Source organism: Mesorhizobium sp. M8A.F.Ca.ET.057.01.1.1 (genome assembly GCF_003952565.1).
In the GTDB taxonomy this organism is placed as follows: domain Bacteria; phylum Pseudomonadota; class Alphaproteobacteria; order Rhizobiales; family Rhizobiaceae; genus Mesorhizobium.
Map to the genome: position 1 here is coordinate 4,162,640 of NZ_CP034454.1, position 24,773 is coordinate 4,187,412.

At 62.7% G+C, this 24,773-nt stretch carries 20 protein-coding genes and 2 pseudogenes; 12 read left to right on the plus strand and 10 right to left on the minus strand.

The window, feature by feature from the left end:
• The first annotated feature begins 100 nt into the window (after positions 1-100).
• Positions 101-529: a DUF995 domain-containing protein gene (locus EJ077_RS19905; protein ID WP_245458469.1), complete on the plus strand. Its 429-nt coding sequence runs from the start codon at positions 101-103 to the stop codon at positions 527-529.
• Between the two features lie 148 nt (positions 530-677).
• Here the strand turns inward: EJ077_RS19905 and EJ077_RS19910 are convergent, their stop codons facing one another.
• Complete coding sequence (locus tag EJ077_RS19910) at positions 678-1,127, minus strand: DNA polymerase III subunit chi (RefSeq protein ID WP_172736707.1); 450 nt, start codon at positions 1,125-1,127, stop codon at positions 678-680.
• Between the two features lie 9 nt (positions 1,128-1,136).
• Positions 1,137-2,651 (minus strand): leucyl aminopeptidase, encoded by a 1,515-nt coding sequence (locus EJ077_RS19915; RefSeq protein WP_208695745.1) that lies wholly within the window; start codon positions 2,649-2,651, stop codon positions 1,137-1,139.
• Between the two features lie 364 nt (positions 2,652-3,015).
• Here EJ077_RS19915 and lptF point away from each other — a divergent pair, with 364 nt between their 5' ends.
• The 6 genes and pseudogenes from lptF to rsmA all read left to right on the plus strand — a co-directional run bounded on the left by lptF (position 3,016) and on the right by rsmA (position 10,642).
• Positions 3,016-4,218: an LPS export ABC transporter permease LptF gene (gene lptF, locus EJ077_RS19920; protein WP_208695746.1), complete on the plus strand. Its 1,203-nt coding sequence runs from the start codon at positions 3,016-3,018 to the stop codon at positions 4,216-4,218.
• Positions 4,215-5,300: an LPS export ABC transporter permease LptG gene (gene lptG, locus EJ077_RS19925; RefSeq protein WP_208703061.1), complete on the plus strand. Its 1,086-nt coding sequence runs from the start codon at positions 4,215-4,217 to the stop codon at positions 5,298-5,300. Before lptF ends, lptG begins: the two co-directional genes overlap by 4 nt.
• Positions 5,300-7,732: pseudogene (locus EJ077_RS32605) on the plus strand (LPS-assembly protein LptD). The gene lptG and the pseudogene EJ077_RS32605 overlap by 1 nt, the downstream one beginning before the upstream one ends.
• A 97-nt stretch (positions 7,733-7,829) precedes the next feature.
• A complete protein-coding gene (locus EJ077_RS19935; protein WP_208695747.1) occupies positions 7,830-8,753 on the plus strand; it encodes a peptidylprolyl isomerase in 924 nt (307 codons plus the stop codon).
• Positions 8,754-8,766: 13 nt separating this feature from the next.
• A complete protein-coding gene (gene pdxA / locus EJ077_RS19940; protein WP_208695748.1) occupies positions 8,767-9,783 on the plus strand; it encodes a 4-hydroxythreonine-4-phosphate dehydrogenase PdxA in 1,017 nt (338 codons plus the stop codon).
• Between the two features lie 25 nt (positions 9,784-9,808).
• Complete coding sequence (gene rsmA, locus EJ077_RS19945) at positions 9,809-10,642, plus strand: 16S rRNA (adenine(1518)-N(6)/adenine(1519)-N(6))-dimethyltransferase RsmA (protein ID WP_208695749.1); 834 nt, start codon at positions 9,809-9,811, stop codon at positions 10,640-10,642.
• A gap of 132 nt (positions 10,643-10,774) precedes the next feature.
• Here rsmA and gmk read toward each other — a convergent pair whose 3' ends face one another.
• The 7 genes and pseudogenes from gmk to fabD form a co-directional block, all read right to left on the minus strand.
• Positions 10,775-11,431 (minus strand): guanylate kinase, encoded by a 657-nt coding sequence (gmk, locus tag EJ077_RS19950; RefSeq protein ID WP_027053294.1) that lies wholly within the window; start codon positions 11,429-11,431, stop codon positions 10,775-10,777.
• A 21-nt stretch (positions 11,432-11,452) separates the two neighbouring features.
• Positions 11,453-12,343: a YicC/YloC family endoribonuclease gene (locus EJ077_RS19955; protein WP_208695750.1), complete on the minus strand. Its 891-nt coding sequence runs from the start codon at positions 12,341-12,343 to the stop codon at positions 11,453-11,455.
• Positions 12,344-12,498: 155 nt separating this feature from the next.
• Positions 12,499-13,766 (minus strand): annotated as a pseudogene (gene mltG, locus EJ077_RS19960) (endolytic transglycosylase MltG).
• A gap of 99 nt (positions 13,767-13,865) precedes the next feature.
• Positions 13,866-15,128 carry a beta-ketoacyl-ACP synthase II gene (fabF, locus tag EJ077_RS19965; protein ID WP_208695751.1) on the minus strand — a complete coding sequence of 421 codons (1,263 nt, stop codon included), beginning with the start codon at positions 15,126-15,128 and terminating at the stop codon, positions 13,866-13,868.
• A gap of 34 nt (positions 15,129-15,162) precedes the next feature.
• Positions 15,163-15,399, minus strand: a complete 237-nt coding sequence (locus EJ077_RS19970; protein ID WP_006203723.1) for an acyl carrier protein — start codon at positions 15,397-15,399, stop codon at positions 15,163-15,165.
• 212 nt (positions 15,400-15,611) lie between these two features.
• Positions 15,612-16,349, minus strand: coding sequence for a 3-oxoacyl-[acyl-carrier-protein] reductase (gene fabG, locus EJ077_RS19975; RefSeq protein WP_208695752.1), 738 nt, complete (start codon positions 16,347-16,349; stop codon positions 15,612-15,614).
• A gap of 57 nt (positions 16,350-16,406) precedes the next feature.
• The gene (gene fabD / locus EJ077_RS19980) at positions 16,407-17,348 is read right to left on the minus strand and encodes an ACP S-malonyltransferase (RefSeq protein WP_208695753.1); all 942 of its coding nucleotides are present in this window, start codon (positions 17,346-17,348) and stop codon (positions 16,407-16,409) included.
• Between the two features lie 244 nt (positions 17,349-17,592).
• On the opposite strand from fabD, the gene EJ077_RS19985 reads away from it, so the two are divergent.
• Positions 17,593-19,554, plus strand: a complete 1,962-nt coding sequence (locus tag EJ077_RS19985; protein WP_208695754.1) for an LTA synthase family protein — start codon at positions 17,593-17,595, stop codon at positions 19,552-19,554.
• Between the two features lie 46 nt (positions 19,555-19,600).
• On the opposite strand, the gene EJ077_RS19990 is transcribed toward EJ077_RS19985, so the two are convergent.
• Positions 19,601-21,241 (minus strand): pilus assembly protein, encoded by a 1,641-nt coding sequence (locus EJ077_RS19990; protein ID WP_208695755.1) that lies wholly within the window; start codon positions 21,239-21,241, stop codon positions 19,601-19,603.
• A 464-nt stretch (positions 21,242-21,705) separates the two neighbouring features.
• Between EJ077_RS19990 and rpsF the strand changes: the two genes are divergently transcribed.
• The 4 genes from rpsF to EJ077_RS20010 all read left to right on the plus strand — a co-directional run bounded on the left by rpsF (position 21,706) and on the right by EJ077_RS20010 (position 24,687).
• The gene (gene rpsF, locus EJ077_RS19995) at positions 21,706-22,194 is read left to right on the plus strand and encodes a 30S ribosomal protein S6 (protein WP_027144123.1); all 489 of its coding nucleotides are present in this window, start codon (positions 21,706-21,708) and stop codon (positions 22,192-22,194) included.
• Positions 22,194-22,442, plus strand: a complete 249-nt coding sequence (rpsR, locus tag EJ077_RS20000) for a 30S ribosomal protein S18 (protein ID WP_006203718.1) — start codon at positions 22,194-22,196, stop codon at positions 22,440-22,442. The genes rpsF and rpsR overlap by 1 nt, the downstream gene beginning before the upstream one ends.
• Before the next feature lie 215 nt (positions 22,443-22,657).
• On the plus strand, positions 22,658-23,242 hold the full coding sequence (gene rplI / locus EJ077_RS20005; RefSeq protein ID WP_127871428.1) for a 50S ribosomal protein L9: 585 nt from the start codon (positions 22,658-22,660) through the stop codon (positions 23,240-23,242).
• 152 nt (positions 23,243-23,394) lie between these two features.
• Entirely contained in the window at positions 23,395-24,687 is a 1,293-nt protein-coding gene (locus tag EJ077_RS20010; protein WP_208695756.1) for an SAM-dependent methyltransferase, read from the plus strand.
• The last annotated feature ends 86 nt before the right edge of the window (positions 24,688-24,773 follow it).

Genomic DNA, 24,773 nt, shown 5'->3' on the forward strand with positions numbered 1-24,773 from the left:
GAGTAGTTCCGTGAAACGAGTGCTGGGTAATTGTCTCGGAGCGGCATTCGCCTGCTCCGTTCTTGTTCTTGCCTTACAGGTCCCTGCGACAGCCAAGACAGTGGCCAAAATCGCCGAGCAGGCGCAAAAGGGCACCGCGGTGCCCGACGAAGGCGTCTACCAAATCTATCAGAACCATTCGTGGATGTGGGGCAATCACGGGGCCGCGTACTTTGCCGTCAGGCAGCGGCAATTCAACGCCTGGTCGACTGAAAAGGGCCAGCCGGGCTATGGCGACGGGATATGGTTCATCCCCGGCGGCGGCAAGTTGTGCTACCGCGCGCAATGGCACGGCGCCTGGGGCGTGAAGGGCTCAATGACCTGCTTCGAGCATCGCCAGACCGGCAAGGCGATCTACAAGCGCAAATCGCCTGATGGCGAATGGTACGTTTTCAGGAGCGCACATCGAAACCGCTCGGACGAGTTCGTGAAATTGAAATACGGCGACTACGTCACCAGGAAACAGAACCGAATCAAGGCAAGGCTCTAGAACTGTCTTCCGCGACAACCGCTGGGCTGGAGATGTTCATCGTTTCGGGGAAACGCCGAACGGCTCCAGTTCTTGGTTCTTACGCACCTCCCCACGGAGTGCGCTAGGCGCTTTCCCGGGATAGGTGCACGGTTTTCCTGGAATTGCTCTAAGCCTTGCGTTCCCAGCGGCGGTCTGACGTCTGCTGCCAGTAGGTCACGGCGTGGCCCGCGTCCTTCATCGTCTTCCAATGCGCCCGGGCCATCTCGACCTGGGCCGCGTCGTGGCCATCGAACAGGAAAACCGCACGCTCGTAACCGCCAAGGTCGGGCGGCGCGGCGCCGTCGACCAAAAACCTGATTTTGGCCTCGTTGGGATTGCCGTCGCCGGTGGTCAGCAGGATTGGCTGTTCAGCTGGGTAGGCTTCGCGATCGGTCGCGTGCGCCAGGAAGGAATCATCGCGGAAAGTCCACAGATGCTGGTCGAGCGCGTCGCGCCGTTCCTCGGTGCCGGTCTGCACCACGGCTCGCCAGCCGCGATCGACGCTGCGCTCGAGCAGCCCCGGAAGCGCGTCCTCCAGCGTCGATTCGGTCAGATGGTAGAACAGCACATCGGCCATGGATCGACGTCAGCTTTCGTAGTGATCACGCACCAGCCGGTCCAGCAGCCGTACGCCGAAACCCGAACCCCACGACTGGTTGATCTCGTTCAATGGCGAGCCCATCGCGGTACCGGCAATGTCGAGATGCGCCCAGGGCGTGTCCTTGACGAAGCGCTGCAGGAACTGCGCGGCGATGATCGCGCCGCCGTAGCGGCCACCGATGTTCTTCATGTCGGCATTCTTGGAATCGATCAGCTTGTCGTATTCGGCGCCGAGCGGCATGCGCCAGAGCCGTTCCTGCGTTGACTGTCCGGCCGCGGTCAGCCTTTGCGCCAGTTCGTCGTTGTTGGAGAACAGGCCCGCATAATGCAGGCCGAGCGCAACCATGATGGCGCCGGTCAGCGTCGCCAGGTTGACCATGAATTTCGGCTGGAAGCGGTCGTTGCAGTACCACAGCGCGTCGGCCAGGACGAGGCGCCCCTCCGCGTCGGTGTTGAGCACCTCGATGGTCTGTCCCGACATCGAGGTGACGATGTCGCCCGGACGCTGGGCATGACCGTCGACCGCGTTTTCGACAAGACCGATGATGCCGACGACATTGGCCTTGGCCTTGCGCGCGGCGAGCGCGTGCATCAGCCCGGTCACGGCGGCAGCGCCACCCATGTCGCCCTTCATGTCCTCCATGCCGGACGCCGGCTTGATCGAATTGCCGCCGGTGTCGAACGTAACGCCCTTGCCGACGAAGGCGACCGGGCTGTCCTTGGGCTTGCCGCCGTTCCATTGCATGACCGCCATACGGGCGCCCCGGGGCGAGCCTTGCGCGACACCGAGCAGCGAGCCCATGCCGAGCTTCTTCATCTCCTTTTCAGTCAGGATCTCGACCTTGACGCCAAGCGCCTCGAGTTCCTTCGCGCGGGCGGCGAATTCGACCGGTCCCAGCACGTTTGCCGGTTCGTTGACCAGATCGCGTGCCAGAAGCACACCGTCGATCACCGCCTCGGCATCGGTGAAAGCTTTCTTGGCGCCTACCGGGTCGGCGGTATGGATGGTGACCTTGACCGGCTTTTTCGGATCGGCCTTGCCGCCGTCGTCCTTATCCTTCCTGGTCTTGTACTTGTCGAAGGAATAGCCGCGCAAAAGAATGCCGGCCGCGAGGTTCGCGGCGTCCCTGCCATCGGGCGAGGCACCGGCCAGGCCGAGCACCACGGCTACGTCGGTTGCCTTGCGCAGCGATGCCGCAATGGTGCCGCCGAGCTTCAGCCAGGCATACTCATCGAGCCCCGACACCCTGCCTGCGCCGACCGCGACCAACCTGTCGAGCGATGTTGCTTCCGGCGCCAGGATTTCGACAGTGCCGGCGAACTTGCCGGTAAACTCGGCGACCGGGAAAGCCCGATCCAGCGTCTTGCCCGGATCGTAAGCCCTGGCCGTATCGCTCAAGCCACCGTCATCCGCCGACAGCACGAAGACCGTGCCCTTTCTGTTCGCCGCCGTCTGGGGCGCGGCGAATTTTGCAAAGGCGATCGACGGTCTCGGGTTCATCATGTCCTGCTTTCGGGGATTGCGCGATGATGCGCGAAGCGGTTTGAAGCGATCCGCGACATTTGGTCGTTTTCCGGCATTTGGCAAGACTTTGCCAAAATGGCTACCCATATGAGACATGGAATCGATGGCGATTCGTCGCGGAACGGCCCCGCTTCATGCCGCAACCTGTTGTTAACCATCGATGTTCGTCCTTTCTTATCCATTGCCGCCGACACTCCGGCCTGCTGCGGCACGCGACGTGGAACGGGAACCGGCTCGCCTGCCTGATGCAGCCCAACGGAGCCAGTTGTGCGGGCGTCGCCGGACAGCTACCCTTAGCGTGGTGGCATGATGCCGTTCGAGAAAATCGAGTAAAGCCTTCATGAAGGTCGTTGAACGCTACATCATGCGCCGCACTTTCGTGGTCTTCCTGGCAGCACTGGTCTGGACGCTGGCCATCGTGTGGACGACGCAGGTGCTGGCCAAGATCAACCTGGTCACGGACAGCGGTCAGTCAGCTTTGACCTTCTTCGAGGTCGCCTCTCTTATTCTCCCCTCCATCATTCCGATCGTCGTGCCGTTCGCGCTCGTGGTGGCGGTCGCCCAGACGCTCAGTGTGATGAATTCGGATTCGGAACTCGCGGTGGTCAATGCATCGGGAGCCTCACGCTGGACCATCGTGCGGCCGATCATCCTGGTGGCGCTGGCCGCCAGCGTCTTTTCGTTCGCTGTGGACAACGGCATCGACCCCTATGCACGACAGAAGAACCGCGCCCTGGTGGCGGAGTCGCGCGCCGACCTTTTGTCGCTGATCATCCAGGAAGGCACGTTCCGCAAGATCGAGGACGGACTGTTCCTGCAGATTGGCGAGCGGCTTCCCGACAACCGGCTGGGTGGCATCTTCGTCGCCGATTCGCGCGAGGAAGGCGTCAATCTCGTCTATTATGCCAAGACCGGCAGCATCATCGAACGTGGCGGCGAAAAGGTGCTGATGATGAATGACGGCGTCATCCATCGCAAAACGCTAACGGGCGACCTCAGTGTCATCCGGTTCACGTCCTATGCCTTCGACATGTCGGCCTTCATGTCGGCGGCCAACCAGGTGACGCTCCTGCCAAAGGACCAGACCACCCAATACCTGCTCAATCCAAGTCCTAACGACAAGAATTACCAGCAAAGTCCCCAGGAGTACCGGGCCGAGGTCGACCAGCGGTTTTCGGAATGGACGTACTCCATGGTGTTCGCGCTGATCGCGCTCGCGGTGGCGGGAGACGCGCGTTCGCACCGCGAGGCGCGCGTCAATCCGCTGATCACCGCCATCGCGATATCGCTGTTCGTGCGCTGGCTGGGTTTCTTCGCCGCCAGCAAGGCCGATGAGGTCCCGCAATATGCCTACATGGTCTATGGCGTGCCGATCGTGGCTTCCGCGGTGGCGATCTGGTTCATCGTGTCGAACCGGACCATGGAACTGCCGGTTGCCTGGGCAGACTGGATGACAAACCTGGCCAGCCGAATCGGCGATGGCTGGAATGCCCTCAAATTGCGTCTGTCCAGGCGCGACACCTCAGGCCAGGGGGTCGGCTGATGGGCTGGACGCTGGGTCGATATTTTTTCTTCCGCTACGTGGCGATCACGATCTGGTTCTTCCTCGGCCTTCTGGCGCTGGTATTCCTTATCGATTTCACCGAACTGTCCGGCCGCACCACCGGCCTGCCAGGGTTCACCTATGGCACGGCGATGGCCATTTCAGGCCTTCGAATGCCCATGATCATGCTGCAGACGGTGCCGTTTGTCGGCTTGTTCTCGGCGATGGCGACGCTGGTTTCGCTCAACCGGCGGTACGAACTTGTCATCGCGCGGTCCGCGGGCGTTTCCGCCTGGCAGTTCCTTTTGCCGTGCTGCATCGGCGCACTGCTGTTCGGCGCCGTCTCTGTCGGGATCATCAACCCGCTCGCCGCGCACGCTTTCTCCTTGTCCGAACAGATCGAGACGCAGCTGCGCTCCGGCAAATCGAACACGGTTTCGGCCGACGCCGCTCCCTGGATTCGCCAGAAAACCAGTTCCGGCGACACGATCATCGGCGCGCGGGCCATCCTCGACCAGGGTCTGGAGATGGCCGACGCGGTTTTTTTCATCCTCGACCAGCAAGCCAATATCGTCGAGCGCAAGGATGCGGCGCGTGCTTACCTGCGGGACGGCTATTGGGAATTGCAGGATGTGAAGACCTTCAGGAACGGCACCATCCAGCCCGTCGCGAACGATCGTGTGCAGACCAATCTGAAGCCGGAATTCGTGCAGGAGCGGCTAGCGCGTCCGGAGACAATTCCCTTCTATGACCTCCCCGGAAAAATCGAGGTTGCCCGTTCCTTCGGCCTCAAGGCAAATGCCTTTGCCATGCAGTTTGATTCGCTGGTGGCGTTGCCGTTTCTCCTCGTCGCCATGACGCTGATTGCGGCAACAGTTTCAATGCGATTTGCGCGAATGGGGCAGTCGGCAACGATGATTCTGGGTGGCGTCGTTGCCGGGTTTCTGCTTTATGTCGTTTCGGTGCTGGTAAAAGCGTTCGGCGTGGCGGGGTTCGTGCCGACTGCCATAGCCGCCTGGGTGCCGGTCGTGGTAGCTATGTTCTTCGGGGTGACTTTCCTGCTATACAAGGAAGACGGCTAGTGAGGGAGGCGTTTTTGCCCAGCGACAGGCAGGCCCGTTTGGCGCGCCTTTATGCGGCGAGCGCTTTGGCGTGCCTGGTCGCCTGCGGCGTCCCGCTACCGGCGTTCGCGCAGGATGTCGGCAACATGGCGACCACGGTTCCGGCCGGCTCGCAGATGCTGCTGGCCGCCGACACGCTGGAATATAACAACGACAACCAGACGGTGACCGCCATCGGCGGCGTGCAGATCGACTATGGCGGCAACCGCCTCGTCGCCCAGAAGGTCGTGTACAACCGCAATACCAAGCGAATGGTTGCCAGCGGCAATGTCGAGATCGTCAACAGCGACGGCACCAAGATCAATTCGCAGCACATCGACATCACCGACGATTTCGCAGACGGCTTCGTCAACGCGCTGCGCGTTGAAACCGTCGACAAGGCCTATTTCGCCGCCGAAAGCGCCGAACGCATGGGCGGCGTGCTGACCACCTTCCACAATGGTGTCTACACCGCCTGCGAACCGTGCGAAGACAAGCCGGACAAGGCGCCGACATGGCGCGTCAAAGCCAGGAAGATCATCTGGAACGGCGAGAAGAAGACGGTTCGCTTCGAGAGCGCGAATTTCGAGTTCTTCGGTTTCCCGCTGGCCTACCTGCCGGCGTTCGAGATCGCCGACCCGACGGTGAAGCGCAAGAGCGGCTTCCTGATTCCCAGCATTGGCTACAACAGCCACCTGGGGTACAGCGTCAAGATCCCTACTATTTCGCCCTTTCGCCGACATATGACCTGACGGTGACCGGGAGCGGCTACACCAAGCAGGGCTTCCTCGGCGAAGCCGAATGGCGCCAGCGCTTCAACAATGGCGAATACACTTTCAAGGTCGCCGGCATTCAGCAGCAGGATCCGGATGCTTTTCTCGATGCCGCCGGTTTCCCCCCTCCGGAAACAACGTGAATTCAGGCGCGGCCGGCGATCCGAACAGGTTCCGCGGCATGATGGGCACGCAGGGGCAGTTCGCCATCAACGAACGCTGGAATTTCGGTTGGGACGTGCTGCTGCAGACCGACAAGAATTTCTCGAATACCTACAACATCGCCAAGTACAATTCATACGTCCACCAGTCGTCGGTCTATTTGACCGGTCTCAACGACCGCAACTATTTCGACGTGCGCGCCATGCATTTCGAAGTTCAGGAAAACACGCCGAACGACAATGCCGCGGCGAGAAGCGGCCAGCAGCCCTGGGTGCTGCCCTCGCTTGATTATGCCTATATCCCCGACACATCGGTCGCCGGTGGCCAATTGTCGCTGAACGTCAATACGCGCGTCATCCGCCGCGAAGATCTCGACGAGACATTTTTCACGCCTTACTTCCCCCGTCAGGCACGCAGCGCGTGCGCGGTATCGAAGGCGAGTCCAGCCGTCTTACCGCCGAGGCCGAGTGGAAACGGAGCTTTGTCACCGATGATGGGCTGGTGCTGACACCGTTGCTGGCGCTGCAAGGCGACGTCGACTATGTCAGAGCGTCATCGGCCTCGCTCACCGCGATCAACCAGATGGCGGCGAATCTGGGCCAACAGGACGACATGCGCTCGTCCTTCGCACGCTACATGGCGACCGCCGGGCTCGAGATGAGCTGGCCGCTGTTGTTCTCGCTGGCCAGCGGGTCGAGCCACGTTGTCGAGCCGATGGCTCAGGTGTTCCTGCGTCCGAACGAACAGTATGTCGGCGGCCTCTCCATTCCGAACGAAGACGCTCAAAGCATGGTCTTCGATGCAACCACGCTGTTCGAACGCGACAAGTTCTCCGGTTACGACCGCATCGAGGGCGGCTCGCGTGCCAATGTCGGCCTGCGCTATTCCGGCTCCTACATCAACGGCTGGGGCACCAATGCGATCTTCGGCCAGTCCTATCAGATTGGTGGCGAGAACTCCTTCGCGGCACCCGATCTGGTCAATGTCGGCGCAAATTCAGGGCTTGAGACCACCAAGTCCGACTATGTCGGCCTGTTTGGCATAACCAGCCCCAATGGCTTCGCGGCCTCGGTGAGCGGCCGTTTCGACGAACAGAGCTTCGAGATACGCCGCGCCGAACTGAAAGCTGCTTATTCCGGCCTGCCGGTGTCGTTGAGCGCCAAGTATGCCTTCATTCAGGCCCAGCCGCTCTATGGTTTCACGACCGACCGTCACGAGGTCACGCTCGGCGCATCGACGCATCTTGCCGAGAACTGGCGCGTGTTCGGCACAGGAACCTACGATTTGCAAGAAGGCCTGCTGGTCAAGGACGGGGTGGGCTTCGCCTACAACGATTCCTGCTTCACCTATCTGATGACGTACGCGCAGTCGCGTGACCTGAACACCAGGGAAGTGACGCAGAGCATCGGATTCAACCTGTCGTTCCGCACCCTCGGCGACTTCGGCTCGTCGACCAACGCAGTCGACACCATCCAATAAGCGGCGACATCGTTTCGCCGCATAGGGCTGGCACGGATTCGCGTATCCGGAAGGGGACGGAATTGGGCGGAGCCGGAATAGAATTGGGAAGCCAACGATGAGGAAATACCTCTTTTCAGCAGGGTTCGCGTTGCTTGTGGCGGCGACATCCCTGTCGATGACCGTGATGACGCCGCCGGCTTTCGCCAGCGAGATCAAATACGTCGTCAACGACATAGCAATCACCAGTGGTGATATCGCCCATCGTGCCGCCTTCCTCAAGCTGCAGCACAAGAAGGGCGACGCTGCCCAGGAAATGATCGACCAGACGCTGCGCCTCGCCGAGGCCAGACGGCTTGGCATCCGTATCAGCGATGCCCAGGTCGAGGCCGCCTATCAGCGCTTTGCCACCAACAACAAGATGCAGCTCGGCCAGCTCGACGGCGTCATGGAAAAATCCGGCGTCGGCAAGGATCATTTCAAGGAGTTCATTCGCGCCCAGATGGCATGGAACCAGGCCCTGAGCGCGCGTTATCGTTCCGGCGAAGGTGGCAGCGTGACCGAGCAGGACGCGGTGCGGCGCATGCTTGACAAGGGCGGCGCCAAGCCGAGCGCCATGGAATACATGCTGCAGCAGGTCATCTTCGTCGTGCCAGCGGCCGAACGCAGCGCGACGCTGGCCAAGCGCAAGCGCGAGGCCGACGCCATGCGTGCCCGCTTCAACGGCTGCAACACGACGCGCGAGTTCGCCAAGGGCCTGATCGACGTCACCGTTCGCGACCTCGGCCGGATTCTGGCGCCGCAACTGCCGCCGGACTGGGCCGAGCAGATCAAAGCGACCAAGGTCGGTGGCGCCACCGTCACGCGCGAGACCGAACGCGGCGTCGAATTCATCGGCATCTGCTCGTCGCGCGAAGTGTCCGACGACAAGACGGCCCAGATGGTATTCCAGAGCGAAGGCTCCAACGACAAGGCCGCCGACGATCTCAGCAAGAAATATGTCGACGAGCTGAAGGCGAAAGCCCGCATCGTCAAGCGCTGACGTGAGCCGCGCGATGACCGCGCTGGCGTTGAGCGTCGGCGATCCGTCCGGTATCGGCCCTGAAATCGCCATCGCCGCCTTCCTTGCGCGGGACGCCGTCGGCTTGCCCCCCTTCTACCTTCTGGCCGATCCGGCCGTGGTCGCGGCGCGCGCGCGCCACCTTGGCGTTTCGCTGCCTGTCCAGGAAGTCACGCCGGTGCGGGCGATCGAGGTCTTTGGCCGCGCCTTGCCGATCGTTCCCCTGACGGAGCGCTTCATCGACGGCCCCGGCCGGCCCGACCCGGCCAATGCAGCCGGCACCATCGAAGCGATCGACCGCGCGGTCGCCGCCTGCCTTGCCGGCGAGGCCGCTGCCGTGGTGACCTGCCCGATCGCCAAGAAGCCACTCTATGATGCGGGCTTCCGTTTTCCCGGCCACACCGAATATCTGGCGCATCTGGCGGCTCGGCACAGCGGCGTCGAGGCGATGCCGGTGATGATGCTGGCAGGCCCGGACTTGCGCACGGTTCCCGTCACCATCCACATCGCTCTGGCCGACGTGCCGAAGGCCCTCAGCACCGAATTGATCGTGGCGACCGCGCGCATCACCGCGGCCGACCTTGCCAGCCGCTTCGGCATCGCCAGGCCTCGGCTCGCCATTGCCGGCCTCAATCCGCATGCCGGCGAAGGCGGCTCCATGGGCCTGGAAGACGAGCATATCGTGCGGCCAGCGGTCGACATCCTGCGCGCTGACGGCATCGATGCTTTCGGGCCATTGCCCGCCGACACGCTGTTCCATGCCCGGGCGCGGGCAGGCTATGACGTCGCACTGTGCATGTATCACGACCAGGCATTGATCCCGGCCAAGGCGCTGGCCTTCGACGAGGCCGTCAACGTCACGCTGGGCCTGCCCTTCATCCGCACCTCGCCCGACCACGGCACCGCCTTCGACATCGCCGGCAAGGGCGTGGCGCGACCGGACAGCCTGATCGCGGCGCTGAAGCTTGCCAGAAAGCTCGCCGACATCGACGCGAAGGCCGTCGCCACATGAGCGCTTCCGCTTCCGGTCTTCGCGCATGAGCATCGATGGGCTGCCACCACTGCGCGACGTCATCGAGCGCCATGGGCTGCAGGCGAAAAAGGCGCTCGGCCAGAACTTCCTGCTCGACCTCAATTTGACCGGCAAGATCGCACGCAGCGCCGGCGACCTGGCAAATGCCACGGTGATCGAGGTCGGGCCCGGGCCTGGAGGGCTGACAAGGGCGCTCCTGTCGAACGGCGCCCGCCGGGTCGTTGCCATCGAGCGCGACGAACGCTGCCTGGCTGCGCTTGCCGAAGTCTCCGCTCATTACCCCGGTCGGCTCGAGGTGATTTCGGGCGACGCACTGAAGACCGACTTCGCCGCCCTCGCATCGGGGGCCGACCACGGCCCGGTCCGGATCGTGGCCAATCTGCCTTACAATATCGGCACGGAACTGCTGGTCCGATGGCTGACGGTCCCAAACTGGCCGCCCTTCTACGCCTCGATGACGCTGATGTTCCAGCGTGAGGTCGCCCAGCGCATCGTGGCAGCACCCGACAGCGATGCCTATGGCAGGCTGGGTGTGCTCGCCGGCTGGCGCACGCAGGCAAGGATCGCCTTCGACGTCCCGCCTCAGGCCTTCACGCCGCCACCCAAGGTCACCTCTTCGGTGGTTCACCTGGAGCCGCGCACGACACCCCTGCCCGCCGATGTGAAGAAACTCGGCCGGGTGACGGAAGCCGCCTTCGGCCAACGCCGGAAGATGCTGCGGCAGAGCGTGAAAAGTCTCGGCGGCGAGGCCTTGCTCGAACGAGCGGGGATCGACCCGACGCGCAGGGCGGAAACACTCAGCGTCGAGGAGTTCGTGCGGCTGACCAACGCGGTGTAACTCGCCTCTCTCCGCTCAAGGGGAGACGACGCTGGAGCAGATAGGGGTAGTGCGAACTTGCGAGTATGGCGCTGCCCTCATCCGGCCCTTCAGGCCACCTTCTCCCCGTAAACGGGAAGAAGGAAAGGGCGATCACACCGTTTTCTCGTCCAGCAATCCCGACACGAAATCGAAGAGACCCGGCCGGCGGTCGCGCCGCAGCCGCTCGGCCACGACGATGCCGCGCACTTCGGCGAAGGCACGGTCGAGATCGTCGTTGACGATGACGAAGTCATATTCCTTCCAGTGCTCGATCTCGTTGCGGGCGTTCTTCAGCCGCGTCTCGATCACCGCTTCCTGGTCCTCGGCGCGGCGCTTCAGCCGAGCCTTCAATTCCTTCATCGATGGAGGCAGGATGAATATCGAGACGATGTCGGCGCGCATCTTCTCCTTGAGCTGCTGAGCGCCCTGCCAGTCGATGTCGAACAGCATGTCGCGGCCCTGCGCCAGCGCCAGTTCGGCCGGCTCGCGCGGTGTCGCATAGCAGTTGCCGTGCACCTCCGCCCATTCGAGAAGCGCGTCGGAATCGCGCAGCCGCTCGAACTCGCGCATCGTGCGGAAGTGGTAGTGAACGCCCTCGATTTCCGAGCCGCGGCGCGGCCTTGTGGTGACCGAGACCGACAGTTCAAGGCTTGAATCGCTCTCCAGAAGGTTGCGCGCGATCGTCGACTTGCCGGCACCCGAAGGTGACGACAGGACGAGCATCAACCCTCGGCGGCGGATGCGGGATCCCAAATCCCTGGGAACCATCGGTTCCTTGGCAACCATCGGCTACTCCAGATTCTGGACCTGTTCACGAAACTGGTCGACCACCGCCTTCAGTTCCAGCCCGATCGCGGTGACGGCGGCAGCATTCGACTTGGAGCACAGCGTATTCGATTCGCGGTTAAATTCCTGTGCCAGAAAATCGAGCTTGCGGCCGACCGCGCCGCCGCCCTCGAGCAAGGCCCGGCCAGACGCGACATGCGTTTTCAGCCGGTCGATCTCTTCGCGAATGTCGGCCTTGGTGGCAAGGAACGCCGCCTCCATGTGCAGCCGGCTTGCATCCAGATTGGCGGATGCGTCCATCAGCAGCTGGACCTGCTCGGCGATACGTTCGCGGATCACCGCTGTATCGCGTGACGGGTCGGCTTCCGCGCGCAGGGTGAGCGTCTCGATAGTATCGACATGGCCGGACAAAAGCACGGCGAGTGCTGCGCCTTCACCGTGCCTGGCCTGTTCCAGGCCGTTCAGCGCCACGTCGAGCGCGGCCAGGATGGCGGTGTCGAGCGCGGTCCGCGCCTCTTCGGTCTCGATGGTTTCAGGTATGTCGAGCACACCACGCAGCGACAGCAATCCGTCAGCCGTCGCGGGCGCGACGCCGAACTGCTCCTGCAGCCGCTTGGCCAGGCCGGCAATATCCTTCAGAAACGCCTCGTTGACGATAGGTTGCGCCTGCGTGCCGGCAGCGCGGCCGATGGTCAGCGTTGCCTGGAAATTGCCGCGGGCGAAACGCTTCTGCAGCGTTTGCCTGACCACAGGCTCCAGCCGCTCGAATCCTTGAGGCAGCCGCAGTCGCACCTCGATGCTCTTGCCATTGACGGATTTGACTTCCCAGGCAATCGAGGTGCCGTCATGCTCGGCGACGGCCCGCGCGAAACCGGTCATGCTCTGCAAATTCATGTCGCCTGCACATCCCTGGCGCCTCACCCCGAAACCGGTTTTCCGGAGGGGCTAGCGCGGCTTAAAATGACCACGCCACGAGTGCGTCGAAATCGGACGCCTGGCGTTCCTTCAAATGTCAGGCCGCCGCCTTCCAGGCAACGCCTTTCTTCACCTTACTGGGCCGCGTCCGCATCACCGTCGGCATCGCCATTGTCGCCACCGGTGGCATCACTGGCGTCGGCAGGCTTGTCTGCGGCAGGCTTGTCGGCACTGCCGCTGGTACCGGCGGCAGCGGCGGCCTTGGCTGCGTCATCGGCCTGCTTCTTCTGCAGCGCGCGATAGCGGGCGACGTTTTCATTGTGCTCGTCCAGGGTCGCGGCAAAGACGTGGCCGCCCGTGCCATCGGCGACGAAATAGAGATCGTCGGTCTTCGACGGATTGGCCACGGCTTCGAGGGCCGCGCGGCCGGGATTGGCGATGGGCGTCGGCGGCAGGCCGCTGATCACATAGGTGTTGTAAGGCGTCTGCTTCTGGATGTCGGACTGGTAGATCGGACGGTCCGCCGGCTTGCCCTTGCCGCCAAACAGACCGTAGATGATGGTCGGATCGGACTGCAGGCGCATGCCCTTGGCCAACCGGTTCAGAAAGACGGCGGCCACGCGGGAACGTTCATCGCCCTTGCCTGTTTCCTTCTCGACGATCGAGGCCAGGGTGACAAAGTCCTCGACGCTGGCCAGGGGCAGATCCGGCGCGCGCCGCTGCCACACCTCATCGACCAGCTTCTTCTGATCGGCGAGCAGCTTGTCGACCATCTGCTGGCGCGTTGCGCCACGCGTGAAGCGCAGCGTGTCGGTGGCAAGGCTGCCCTCGGGGGCGTCTTAGCCGGCATATCGCCGCTCAGGGCGGGTTCGTCAGCGATGCGCTGCAAAGCCTGCTCGACCGTCAGCCCTTCGGGAATAGTCAGCGAGTACATCACCGACTTGCCGCTCTTCAGGAGTTCCATGATGTCGCGCATGGATGCCCGGGGCTTGATCTCGTATTCGCCGGCCTTGAGCGCGGAATCGTTGCCGAAGGCACGCACGCCGAGGCGGAATACGCGGGCGTCGCTGATCAGTCCGCGGCGCTCAAGCTGGTCGGCGATGTCCTGAACGCCAGTGTTGGGCTTGACGAGGAACGTGTCGCCATTGGCGGAAGGGCCGGGTTCGGTAAACTCCTGCTTGCCGAAATAGAGGGCCACACCCGCCGCCAGAACCATCAGCATCACCGAGGAGATGACGAAGTTCATGAACACGACGATCTGGCTGCGCGAAGCGCGCGACCGTTTCGGCGGCGGCGTTCCAGCCTCCGGCCGCAGCGCCTCGCTGGCCGTCTTCGGCACGATCGGCCCGGTATTCGCCGGCCTTTGCCCGAATTCTCCGTTGCCTGACGGATTTGTGTTCATTTCGCCCTACCGTTCGATCTCTCAACGAATCCCCTGCGGCAGAGTAGGGGCGAATATGGCAAAATTGACGGCACGCCAAAGCACCGCCCGGCAGCTCGGTCAGCCATTATAACGCTGGAAGACGAGCGAGGCGTTGGTGCCGCCGAAGCCGAAGGAATTGGACAGTGCCACGTCGATCTGGCGCGGGCGTGGCTTGTTCGGCACCAGGTCGATCGCGGTTTCGCGTTCGGGATTGTCGAGGTTGATGGTCGCCGGTGCGATATTGTCACGGATGGCGAGGATCGAAAAGATCGCTTCGGCGGCGCCGGCCGCGCCCAGCAAATGGCCGATCGACGACTTGGTCGACGACATCGAAATCTTGGACGCCGCATTGCCGACCAGCCGCTCGACAGCGCCGAGTTCGATCGTATCGGCCATGGTCGAGGTGCCGTGCGCATTGATGTAATCGACATCGGCCGGCGTAAGCTTTGCCCGGTTCAGCGCCGCCGTCATGCAACGGAAGGCTCCGTCGCCATCTTCGGCCGGTGCGGTGATGTGATAGGCGTCGCCGGTCAGACCGTAGCCGGTCACTTCGGCATAGATCTTGGCGCCGCGCGCCTTGGCATGCTCGAGCTCTTCCAGCACGACGACACCGGCGCCTTCGCCCATGACGAAGCCGTCGCGGTCGCGGTCGTAGGGCCGCGAGGCGGTTTGCGGGGTGTCGTTGCGCTCGGTCGAGAGTGCCCGGCAGGCCGCGAAGCCGGCGAGCGACAGTCGGGTCACCGGCGATTCGGCGCCGCCGGCCAGCATGATGTCGGCATCGCCGAAGATGATCAGCCGGGCCGCGTCGCCAATGGCGTGCGCACCGGTCGAACAGGCGGTGACGACAGCGTGGTTGGGGCCTTTCAATCCGTGCCGGATCGAAACCTGGCCCGACACGAGATTGATGATGTTTCCGGGAATGAAGAACGGGCTGATGCGGCGCGGGCCGCGTTCCTTCAGGATGATCGCGTTCTCGGCGATGCCCTCGAGGCCGCCGATGCCGGAGCCGATCAGCACACCGGTGGCGCAACGCTCTTCTTCGGTTGAAGGCTGCCAGCCGGAATCCTTCAGCGCTTCATCGGCGGCCGCGATCCCGTACAGGATGAAGTCGCCGATCTTGCGAAGTTCCTTCGGCTCAAGAATGGCTTCAGGATTGAGCGTACCGTTGGAGCCGTCGCCACGCGGAATGACGTGGGCGATCTTGCAGGCAAGATCGTCCACCTCGAACTCGGTGACGCGCTTGGCAGCGCTGCGGCCGGTCAGCAGTTGCTTCCAGCCGTGCTCGAAGCCCATACCGAACGGCGAAACCAGGCCAAGGCCCGTGACGACGACACGCCTCATCGCAGGTCCTCCCCGGTGACGACTGCGGAAAGCGTCAGGCCGAAGCCTTGTCGATGTACTTCACCGCATCGCCAACGGTCAGAATGGTCTCGGCTGCGTCGTCGGGGATCTCGACGCCGAATTCTTCTTCGAACGCCATGACGAGTTCAACCGTGTCGAGGCTGTCAGCGCCCAGATCATCGATGAAGCTCGCCTGCTCCGTCACTTTGTCGGCATCGACGCCAAGGTGCTCGATGACGATCTTTTTGACGCGCTCTGCGGTGTCACTCATTTGGGGCATCCTCGTCTTTTGTTTGTCTGTCTTCGTTAGCGGGCGGAATGCCGCTAATCAAGCTGAAAGATGGTCCTGCCGGAAACGCAACGGCCACGGACCGGTTTTTGCCCGAACCGCCGGGTTGCGGGCCGCATTACACGAAAAATAGCCGAGGTCCAAGCCGAAATGGTGGGTTTTCACAGCGCGGCGGTGTTGCTGCCGGAGCTCGCTCAGATCATCGCCATGCCGCCATTCACGTGAATGGTCTGCCCGGTTACGTAGGCGGCCTCGTTCGAAGCCAGATAAGCAACGGCGGACGCCACTTCGGCACTGGTACCCATGCGCTTGGTGGGGATCGCCGCCATGATCGCCTCTTTCTGCTTGTCGTTGAGCTTGTCGGTCATCGCCGATTCGATGAAGCCCGGAGCGACGCAGTTGACGGTGATGTTGCGGGTGGCGATTTCCTGCGCCAGCGATTTGGACAAGCCGATCATGCCGGCCTTGGAGGCGCAGTAGTTCGCCTGGCCGGGATTGCCGGTCACGCCGACCACCGAAGTGATGTTGATGATGCGGCCATGGCGGCGCCGCATCATCGGGTGGGTCAGTTCACGGGTCAGCCGGAAAACGGCGGTGAGATTGACCTCCAGCACCGTATCCCAGTCGGCGTCCGACATGCGCACGAACAGGCCGTCCTTGGTGATGCCGGCATTGTTGACCAGGATGTCGACGCCCTCGAGATCGGCCTCCGCCTTCTGGCCGAGTGCCTTGACCTCGTCACGATTCGACAGGTTGGCCGGGAACAGCTTGACCCGATCGCCCAGTTCGGAGGCCAGCGCCTCCAGTTTCTCGACGCGCGTGCCGTGCAGGCCGACGATCGCGCCCTGCGCATGCAGCACCTTGGCGATCGCCTCGCCGATGCCCCCCGATGCGCCGGTGACAAGCGCCTTGCGGCCGGTCAATTCGAACATTTTTGTCTCCAGGTTGAGAAGAGGGCACCCCTAATAGGGATGGTCTCAAATGGCGCTTTATGCAAGCGCCGCCAGTGCCGCCTCGACCTCGGCCGAGGAACCGACGGACGCGGTGGCGATGTCGCGGTTGATCCGGCGAGCCAGTCCCGAAAGCACCTTGCCGGCGCCGATCTCGTAAAGCGTGGTGACGCCGTTGGCGCCGAACCATTCCACCGTTTCGCGCCAGCGCACGCGACCGGTCACCTGCTCGACCAGGCGCCCGGCGATCTCGTCGGGATCGGTCGACGGCTGCACCGACACGTTGGACACGACGGGAACGACTGGCGCGGTCTTTGCCACGCCGGCAAGCGCCTCGCGCATGACGTTGGCCGCCGGCGCCATCAGCGCCGAATGGAAGGGCGCCGACACCTGCAGCATCAGCGCACGCTTGGCGCCCTTTTCGGTGCACAGTTTCGCTGCCAGCTCAACCGCGGCCTTCGCACCTGAGATGACAAGCTGGCCGCCGCCATTGTCGTTGGCGATCTGGCAAATCGAGACCTTGGCGGCCTCGGCGCAGGCATTTTCGACATCGGCCTGATCCAACCCGATGATCGCAGCCATGGCGCCCTCGCCGGCCGGCACCGCCGCCTGCATGGCGTTGCCGCGAATGCGCAGCAGCCGAGCGGCATCGGCAACGGAAACGAAGCCGGCGGCGGCGAGTGCCGAATATTCGCCCAGCGAATGGCCGGCGACATAGGCGACCTTGTCCTTCAGCGAGAAACCGCGCGCTTCCAGCGCGCTGATTGCCGCCAGCGATACCGCCATGAGGGCCGGCTGCGCGTTGGCCGTCAGCGTCAAGGTCTCTTCGGGACCTTCCCAGATCAGCTTCGACAGGTTTTCGCCGAGCGCATCATCGACTTCCTGGAAGATCCTGCGCGCTTCGGGAAAGGCATCGGCGAGATCCTTGCCCATGCCGACAGCCTGGCTGCCTTGTCCTGGAAAGGTAAATGCGACGGCCATGCGAGGGCTCCCCAGACTGGTTCTGCTTGCCTGATACTACGAATTTTCCCTGCCTGTGACGCAAGGCAGACCGCCAAGTCAAGCCACTTCAGCCCACGCCGAAAGCCGTATCCTCGCGCGAGTGCCTGTTCCGAAAGGGCTTTTTGGCGATCACACCTGATGAAAACCGCTCACGAATCGTTTGCTGGCTCTTCTTATTTCCGTCACAGGCGCTAGCTTTGCGTGACAATTATATGACAATCGAATGACGTGGGTTGTCTTTGGGTGGGAAGTTAAAGTGGCAAAGAGTTCCAAACGTGCCGGCAACGCCGCGCCGCAGTTCCTTGAAGACGATCCGTCCACCGGCTATCTGCCCGGCCGGAGATGGCCGGTCGTCCGTTACGGGCTGATCAGCCTGGCGATCTCGGCCGTCCTGGTGTTTGCCATCGAACTGATCGTGCGCGGTGATGTTGCCGGCACCGTTTCCTTCTTCCTGCAACCGTTCAAGCCGGGCTGGACCACCATCGTCGTGTTCGCGCTGGTCCTGATCGGCCTCGATGCCGTGCTCGGCCGCAGTCATCAGAGCCTGATGATCGTCGCGCCGCTGACCCTATCGCTGGCCTTTGTCGGCCACCAGAAGTCGCATTATCTCGGCGACCCGCTCTATCCGACGGACTTCCTGTACGCCCGGCAGATCTTCGCGCTGTTGCCGCTGCTGGTGCGCGAGCGGCCAATGACCGCGCTCGCCATGGTCGCGGGGATCGTGGCCGGCCTGTCCGTGCTCGTCTACGGCTGGCGGCTTTGGCGCCGTAAGGTTCCAGCCCTCAGCCACAAGGGCCGCCTTGCCCGGCTGACGCTGGCGGTGCCGCTGCTCGCCTTCTTCGTCTCGATCATGGACTACGCCACCTTCTCGTGGACCAGGGACCGGCTGCAGATCATCCCGATCATGTGGGACCAGAAGGAAAACTACGCCTCCAACGGCTTTGCGCTCGCCTTCGCGCTCAACGTGCCGATGGCACATGTCTCTGCCCCGCCGGGCTATTCCGACAAGGCAATCGCGGCGATCGACAGGCCCGATGTGACCGCCTCGGTGCCGGCCCAGAAGCCGGACATCATCATCGTCATGAGCGAATCCTTCTGGGATTCGACCAAGCTGCCCGGCGTCACCATCACCCCCGATCCGATCCCCAATGTGCGGTCGCTCCGCTCGGGCTCGATGTTTTCACCCGAATTCGGCGGCATGACCGCCAATATCGAATTCGAAGCGCTGACCGGCTTCTCGAACGCCTTCCTGCCGGCCGGCAGCATCCCCTACCAGCAATATGTACGCACCCCGACGCCGTCGATGGCGACCTTCCTGAAGAGCGAAGGCTATAGGGCACGCGCCATCCATCCAGGCACCAACTGGTTCTGGAATCGCGGCGCCGTCTATGCCGATTTCGGCTTCAACGACTTCAAATCGGAAGAAACGCTGCCGCCCATGGAAAAGCGCGGACCGCTGGCATCCGACGCCGCGATGACCGACGAGATCATCCGCGAAGCCGACGCCAGCGACGACCCGGTCTTCTTCTTCGCCGTCAGCCTGCAGAACCATGGCCCGTATGAGCCGAACCGTTATTCGAACCCGACCCACTCGGTGCAAGCACCGATCAGCCAGTGGGCGCGCGACTCGCTGCTCTCCTACGCCGAGGGTTCAGCCGACGCGGACCGAGGCCTCGAGCGGCTGATCGAATGGGCCAAGACGCGCGAACGGCCAACGATTGTCGCCTTTTTCGGTGACCATCTGCCGCCGCTCGGACCGGTCTATGTCGAGACCGGCTTCCTGAAGGACAACGTCGCGCCCCGCAAGGAACCGACGCCGGAGGCCGCTCTCGAACATCACGCGACTCCGTTGATCATCTGGTCGAACCGTTCGGGCCCAGTCGAGAATCTGGGGACGGTGAGCCCTGCGTTCCTGCCCTATCATATCCTCACCGCCGCGGGCATCACCCACCCCTACTACACCGGCTTCCTGGGCGAGATGCGGGAGCGCTATCGCGTTGTCGACCGCAACCTGCTGCTCACGCCGGCCGGCGTGGCCACAGCCGACTGGTCGCGCCAGAAAGAGATCGATCCGGCGATCCGCGACTTCCGGCTGATCCAGTACGACATGATGTTCGGCAAGCGCCATGCCGCGCCCGACTTCTTCCCCGAGACGGTCGACAAGGTTGTCGCCCATACGAGTTGAAGGTCTGGATCCCTCGGTTGTACCGCGCGCTCTCGGTATCGGGCGCTCAATTCGTCAGTTGCAGCTTCGAGAACTTGTTGGCGATCTGCTGAAACACTTTCGGCAGCTTGGCCGGATCGTTGACGGCATAATAATCGCTCGGATCGGAAGCGCAGGCGCTGTAAAGCGTGCGGTTGGCGGCGGTGTCGGACTGCAGCACCATCGTGTAAATCTGCACGCCCTGGTTCTTCAACTGCGTGCAGACGCTCTTCGTCCAGCCGTCGACATTGCGAGCCGCCGTCGTCTGATTGTCCGACCCGAAGCGGCCACCCGCCAGATAACCGTAGGACGTGTAGTCGGACTTCGTCGATTGCTGGCTGGCGCCGTAGACGACGTTCTCACCGTCGGTGAGCAAGAGCACGATCTTGCTGACGCCAGGCGTCTTGAATGGCGCGCCGTCGGTATAGGGCGCGCCGGGCGAGAGCACCCGCATGCCCCAGGACAGCCCCTCCGAGACGTTGGTGCCGGAGCCGTTCCATTCCGTCATCTGGCTCGCCGCCTTGCGCAATTTGTCGAAATCGTCGGTCAGGGGAACGACGGGGGTCGGGCAGGAACGGTTGGGACCAACAGTGACGGGAGTTCCTGTCTCGGTGATAAGTTCGTTGGCCGGTGCCACATATTTAGCGACCTTTTCCTTGGTGGGTTTGTCGGGATCGCTGTCGAGGCCGCTGAAGTCGATGGCGAGCCGGTTGCCGCCTTTCTGTTTGTCTAGCTTGACCGTGTCGCTGGTGTCGCTGAGATAGGAATTGTTGTAGTATTTTGCCTCATTGCCATAGGAACTGGACGGCACCTGCGCCTCTCCCGGATCATCCGGCGCAAAATAGGGAACGAACAGCGTGTCGGGCTTAGCCGGGTCGGGCGGCGTGTCGGAAATGTTGTAGGCGCCGGCCCGTGCCTCCACGCAGCCCTTCCATCCCGTGTCGTTCCATCCGGGCTCGGCCCAACCGGTGTCCTTGAGCTGCCTGAACAGCGCCATGTGGTTCGGGCGCTTGCCGTCGATGACGGGGAAATTGATGCCGTTGGTCGAGGATTTGCCGTCCATGTCGATCCAGGACGGGTCGAACCCGTCGCCATTGACGTTCACGGCCGTGACGAAGGGAACCAGTGAAGCACGGACCTGGCGCGTCGGCGATTTTGTCGATTCGAGCGTATCCAGCAACGACTTCGTCGCCGTCCTCAGAGCCGTCATGCGGGCGCCGGCCATCGAGCCGGTATTGTCGAGAACCAGCACGACTTCGAGCTGGTTATTGGACTCGGCCGCCGAGGCATCGACCACGATGTGCTTGCTCTGGCCAAACAGGAAAGCGAAGTTCAGATTGACGTCGGCCGAGGCGACCGCCTTGGTCTTGATGAAATTGACGCCCCTGTCGACGGTCAGGGTCGCCTGCGCGTTGACGAGTTCGCCATGGCCAACGATGTTGGCCTGGAAATAGCGGTCGAAAGCATCGGTACGGGTCATGTCGAGGTCGCCAAGATGCGACGAGGCAAGGTTTGCCGCATCGAGCGCGTTCTGCAGGTTGCTCTTCGCCCGCATCATGGTCGAGACATCGGTCGCGAAGGCCACGGCCGACAGAATGGCCGGTAGCCCCAACCCCATCAGAAGCGCGAAATTGCCGCTCTTCGAGCGCCAGAACCTGTTGAGAAGCATCCTTACCCCCGAAAATGCTTGCCGCGTGTCATGCACGGTTGTCCGGGCTTTTGCGCCTTCCATGATGAATCGACCGTTGACGGCGGAGGGCAACCCTGCGCAACCTGACATTGTGGTTAAGGTCCGGTTGCCGGGGAAATCGCCAGGCCTTGCCGACGCCGCGGCTTGATTTTCCGGTGGTTGCGACATCGGGGACGCCGCTTGCCCTTGCCTTATCGGCGGATTGCTGTATAGACGCCGCCAATCTGCCGGTCCCAGCTGGGGGCTGAACGGAGGGCCGGAGGTTTTTTCGAGAACCTTCGTGTGAAGCCAGAAGCGCTTCCGCCTCCCGTGTCTCCGCTCTCGACCGTCTCGTCATGCTCCTTTCTTCCCCGCGCCTTTCGAGGCACATGCGGGTCAGAGAAGTTGCAGAGGCTTTTGCCGCCGGGAACCGGGAGAGAAACGAAGAAAGGCACTGAACCATAATGGCTCTTTACGAACATGTGTTTCTTGCCCGGCAGGACCTCTCGCAGCAGCAGGTCGATGCGCTTGTAGAACAGTACAAGGGCGTCATCGCAGCGAATGGCGGGTCCGTCGGCCGGGTGGAGAACTGGGGACTGAAGTCCCTCACCTACCGGGTCAACAAGAACCGGAAGGCATACTACACGCTGATGGACCTCACCTGCCCGCCGGCAGCGCTCAACGAGATGGAGCGCCAGATGGGTTTGTCCGAGGACGTGCTGCGTTTCCTAACCATCAAGGTCGAGGCGCATGAGGAAGGTCCCTCGGCCATGATGCAGAAGCGCGAAGAGCGCTCCGAGCGCGGCGGCTTCGGCGATCGCGACCGTGGCGATCGTCCGGCGCGCAGCTTCGGCGACCGCGGCGATCGTGGCCCGCGTTCGTTCGGCGATCGCGAAGGCGGCGACCGTGGTCCGCGCCGTCCGCGCGAAGGTTTTGAAGGGGGTGCAGAATAATGGTCGACATCAATCAGATCCCGACCCGGCGCCCTTTCCATCGCCGCCGCAAGACCTGCCCGTTTTCAGGCGCCAACGCACCGAAGATCGACTACAAGGACGTGCGTCTGCTGCAGCGCTACATTTCCGAGCGCGGCAAGATCGTGCCGTCGCGCATCACCGCCGTCAGCCAGAAGAAGCAGCGCGAGCTCGCCAAGGCGATCAAGCGTGCCCGTTTCCTCGGCCTGCTGCCCTACGTGGTTCGCTAATTCTTCCGAACGGGCGGTTCGCCGCCCGTTCCTATCGCCGGCCATGACGGGCATGACCGGCTAGCCATCAAATCCCGAGTTGAGGTCAAAAACCTCTAACTGCCGCGACAGGCAGGACAGCGACACCGGCGGCAACGCCCTTTTGCTTCCTGACCTGTTCCAGAGAATTCGGCGTCGGCCTCGTGGACGGACGCCCAACCAAAAGGAACATAGCCATGGACGTCATTCTTCTCGAACGCGTTTCCCGCCTCGGCCAGATGGGCGATACCGTCAAGGTCAAGGACGGTTTTGCCCGCAATTTCCTGCTGCCGCAGGGCAAGGCGCTGCGCGCCAACGAAGCCAACAAGAAGAAGTTCGAGGGCCAGCGCGCCCAACTCGAAGCCCGCAACCTCGAACGCAAGTCGGAAGCGGCCCAGGTCGCCGAAAAGCTTGACGGCAAGAGCTTCATCGCGGTGCGTTCGGCCGGCGAGACCGGCCAGCTCTACGGTTCGGTGTCGACCCGCGACATCGCCGACCTGCTGACCGCGGAAGGCTTCACGGTCAACCGCAACCAGATCCAGCTCAACCAGCCGATCAAGACCATCGGTCTCACCAATGTGGCGATCGCGCTGCATCCGGAAGTCGAAGTCACCATCACGCTCAACATCGCCCGCACGGCCGACGAGGCCGAACGCCAGGCCAAGGGCGAGACGCTGACCACCGCCGAAGCCATTTACGGCGACGACATCAACGACAATGCGCGGCCGGAAAACTTCTTCGATCCGAATGCCGAGTTCGAAGGCGGCGAAGACAACGCCTGATCGCACAGGTCCTCGGACCACCGCTCTCCAGCCATTCTGGACCAATGCCCGGGCCTCTCGCCCGGGCATTTTTGTGCCAAAAGGAACTTTTCGAAACCCCATATATTGATGCAGAGTAGGACAGCCCGTCTGACCGTGAGGGGACATTGGACATGAATATTCTGTTGAAGCGCGTTCTCGACCGCCTGGTGCGCACGGGCAATCTCAAGGTAACCGGGCCGAAGGGTTCGACATTCATCTTCGGCGACGGCAGCGGCGAGCCGGTGCATATGCACATCAAGACCCGGCATGCAGAGCGCGCCATCTCCTTCGATCCGATGCTGGCGGTGCCTGAATCCTATATGGACGGCGAGCTGGACATTCTTGAAGGCGGCGTGCTTGGGCTGATGCGCATTGCCTTCCAGAACATGGGCAGCGGCGGCATCGACGCGACCTGGTCGAAAGCCATCGAGGGCCTACGCCACGCCTTCCGCCGCCTTCAGCAGATCAACACCGCCTCGCGCTCGCGCCGCAACGTGCAGCGGCACTACGATCTGTCGGGCGAGCTCTACCGGCTCTTCCTCGATGAGGACATGCAGTATTCCTGCGCCTATTTCGAGCAACCGGACATGACGCTGGAAGAGGCGCAGGCAGCCAAGAAGCGCCATATAGCCGCCAAGCTCCGGCTGAAGGCGGGTCATACGGTGCTCGACATCGGCTCAGGCTGGGGCGGGCTCGGCCTCTACCTCGCCAAGGCTTTCGACGTCGACGTGCAGGGCGTGACGCTGTCGACCGAACAGCATGGCGTCGCCACGGACCGGGCGCATGCGCAAGGGCTGGAAAACCACGTCCATTTCGAACTGAAGGATTATCGCGAGCTCAACGAACGCTTCGACCGCATCGTCTCGGTCGGCATGTTCGAGCATGTCGGCGTCAACCATTACCGAACCTTCTTCGACAAGGCGGCAACATTGCTGAAGCCTGATGGTGTCATGCTTCTGCACACGATCGGCCGCTCCGGCGTGCCGTGGGCGACCAGCGCCTTCATCCGAAAGTATATTTTCCCGGGCGGCTACATTCCGGCGATGTCCGAGGTGCTGCCGGCGATCGAAAAGTCCGGCCTCGTGGTTACCGACGTCGAAATCCTGAGGCTCCACTATGCCGACACGCTGAAGCACTGGGGCCAGCGCTTCGCCGCCAACCGCGACAAGGCCAAGGCGATCTATGACGAACGCTTCTGCCGCATGTGGGAGTTCTATCTGGCCGCCTCGGAGGCTGCCTTCCGTTGGCAGGACCTGGTGATTTTCCAGTTCCAGATCACCAAGAAAAACGACACGCTGCCGATGACGCGCGACTATATGGCCAAATGCGAAAAAGCGCTGGAAATGCGCGACATGGGTCACCGCGAGGCGGCTCCAGTCGAGAAGCCGGTCAAGCCGGCCCGGCGCCGCAAGGTGGCTGAATAGAAACGGCGCTAGAACGCATTATTGGCGCTTGCCATTGCAGGCTCCTGCCCCGAAAAAGGCCTCGTGATCGTCGCGAGGCCTTTTTC

Excerpts from the sequence above, each read along its gene's own strand:
- EJ077_RS19910 (WP_172736707.1), bottom strand. The coding sequence starts at position 1,127 with ATGGCCGATGTGCTGTTCTACCATCTGACCGAATCGACGCTGGAGGAC.
- EJ077_RS19915 (WP_208695745.1), bottom strand. The coding sequence starts at position 2,651 with ATGAACCCGAGACCGTCGATCGCCTTTGCAAAATTCGCCGCGCCCCAG.
- lptF (WP_208695746.1), top strand. The coding sequence starts at position 3,016 with ATGAAGGTCGTTGAACGCTACATCATGCGCCGCACTTTCGTGGTCTTC.
- EJ077_RS19935 (WP_208695747.1), top strand. The coding sequence starts at position 7,830 with ATGAGGAAATACCTCTTTTCAGCAGGGTTCGCGTTGCTTGTGGCGGCG.
- pdxA (WP_208695748.1), top strand. The coding sequence starts at position 8,767 with ATGACCGCGCTGGCGTTGAGCGTCGGCGATCCGTCCGGTATCGGCCCT.
- rsmA (WP_208695749.1), top strand. The coding sequence starts at position 9,809 with ATGAGCATCGATGGGCTGCCACCACTGCGCGACGTCATCGAGCGCCAT.
- gmk (WP_027053294.1), bottom strand. The coding sequence starts at position 11,431 with ATGGTTCCCAGGGATTTGGGATCCCGCATCCGCCGCCGAGGGTTGATG.
- EJ077_RS19955 (WP_208695750.1), bottom strand. The coding sequence starts at position 12,343 with ATGAATTTGCAGAGCATGACCGGTTTCGCGCGGGCCGTCGCCGAGCAT.
- fabF (WP_208695751.1), bottom strand. The coding sequence starts at position 15,128 with ATGAGGCGTGTCGTCGTCACGGGCCTTGGCCTGGTTTCGCCGTTCGGT.
- EJ077_RS19970 (WP_006203723.1), bottom strand. The coding sequence starts at position 15,399 with ATGAGTGACACCGCAGAGCGCGTCAAAAAGATCGTCATCGAGCACCTT.
- fabG (WP_208695752.1), bottom strand. The coding sequence starts at position 16,349 with ATGTTCGAATTGACCGGCCGCAAGGCGCTTGTCACCGGCGCATCGGGG.
- fabD (WP_208695753.1), bottom strand. The coding sequence starts at position 17,348 with ATGGCCGTCGCATTTACCTTTCCAGGACAAGGCAGCCAGGCTGTCGGC.
- EJ077_RS19985 (WP_208695754.1), top strand. The coding sequence starts at position 17,593 with ATGACGTGGGTTGTCTTTGGGTGGGAAGTTAAAGTGGCAAAGAGTTCC.
- EJ077_RS19990 (WP_208695755.1), bottom strand. The coding sequence starts at position 21,241 with ATGCTTCTCAACAGGTTCTGGCGCTCGAAGAGCGGCAATTTCGCGCTT.
- rpsF (WP_027144123.1), top strand. The coding sequence starts at position 21,706 with ATGGCTCTTTACGAACATGTGTTTCTTGCCCGGCAGGACCTCTCGCAG.
- rpsR (WP_006203718.1), top strand. The coding sequence starts at position 22,194 with ATGGTCGACATCAATCAGATCCCGACCCGGCGCCCTTTCCATCGCCGC.
- rplI (WP_127871428.1), top strand. The coding sequence starts at position 22,658 with ATGGACGTCATTCTTCTCGAACGCGTTTCCCGCCTCGGCCAGATGGGC.
- EJ077_RS20010 (WP_208695756.1), top strand. The coding sequence starts at position 23,395 with ATGAATATTCTGTTGAAGCGCGTTCTCGACCGCCTGGTGCGCACGGGC.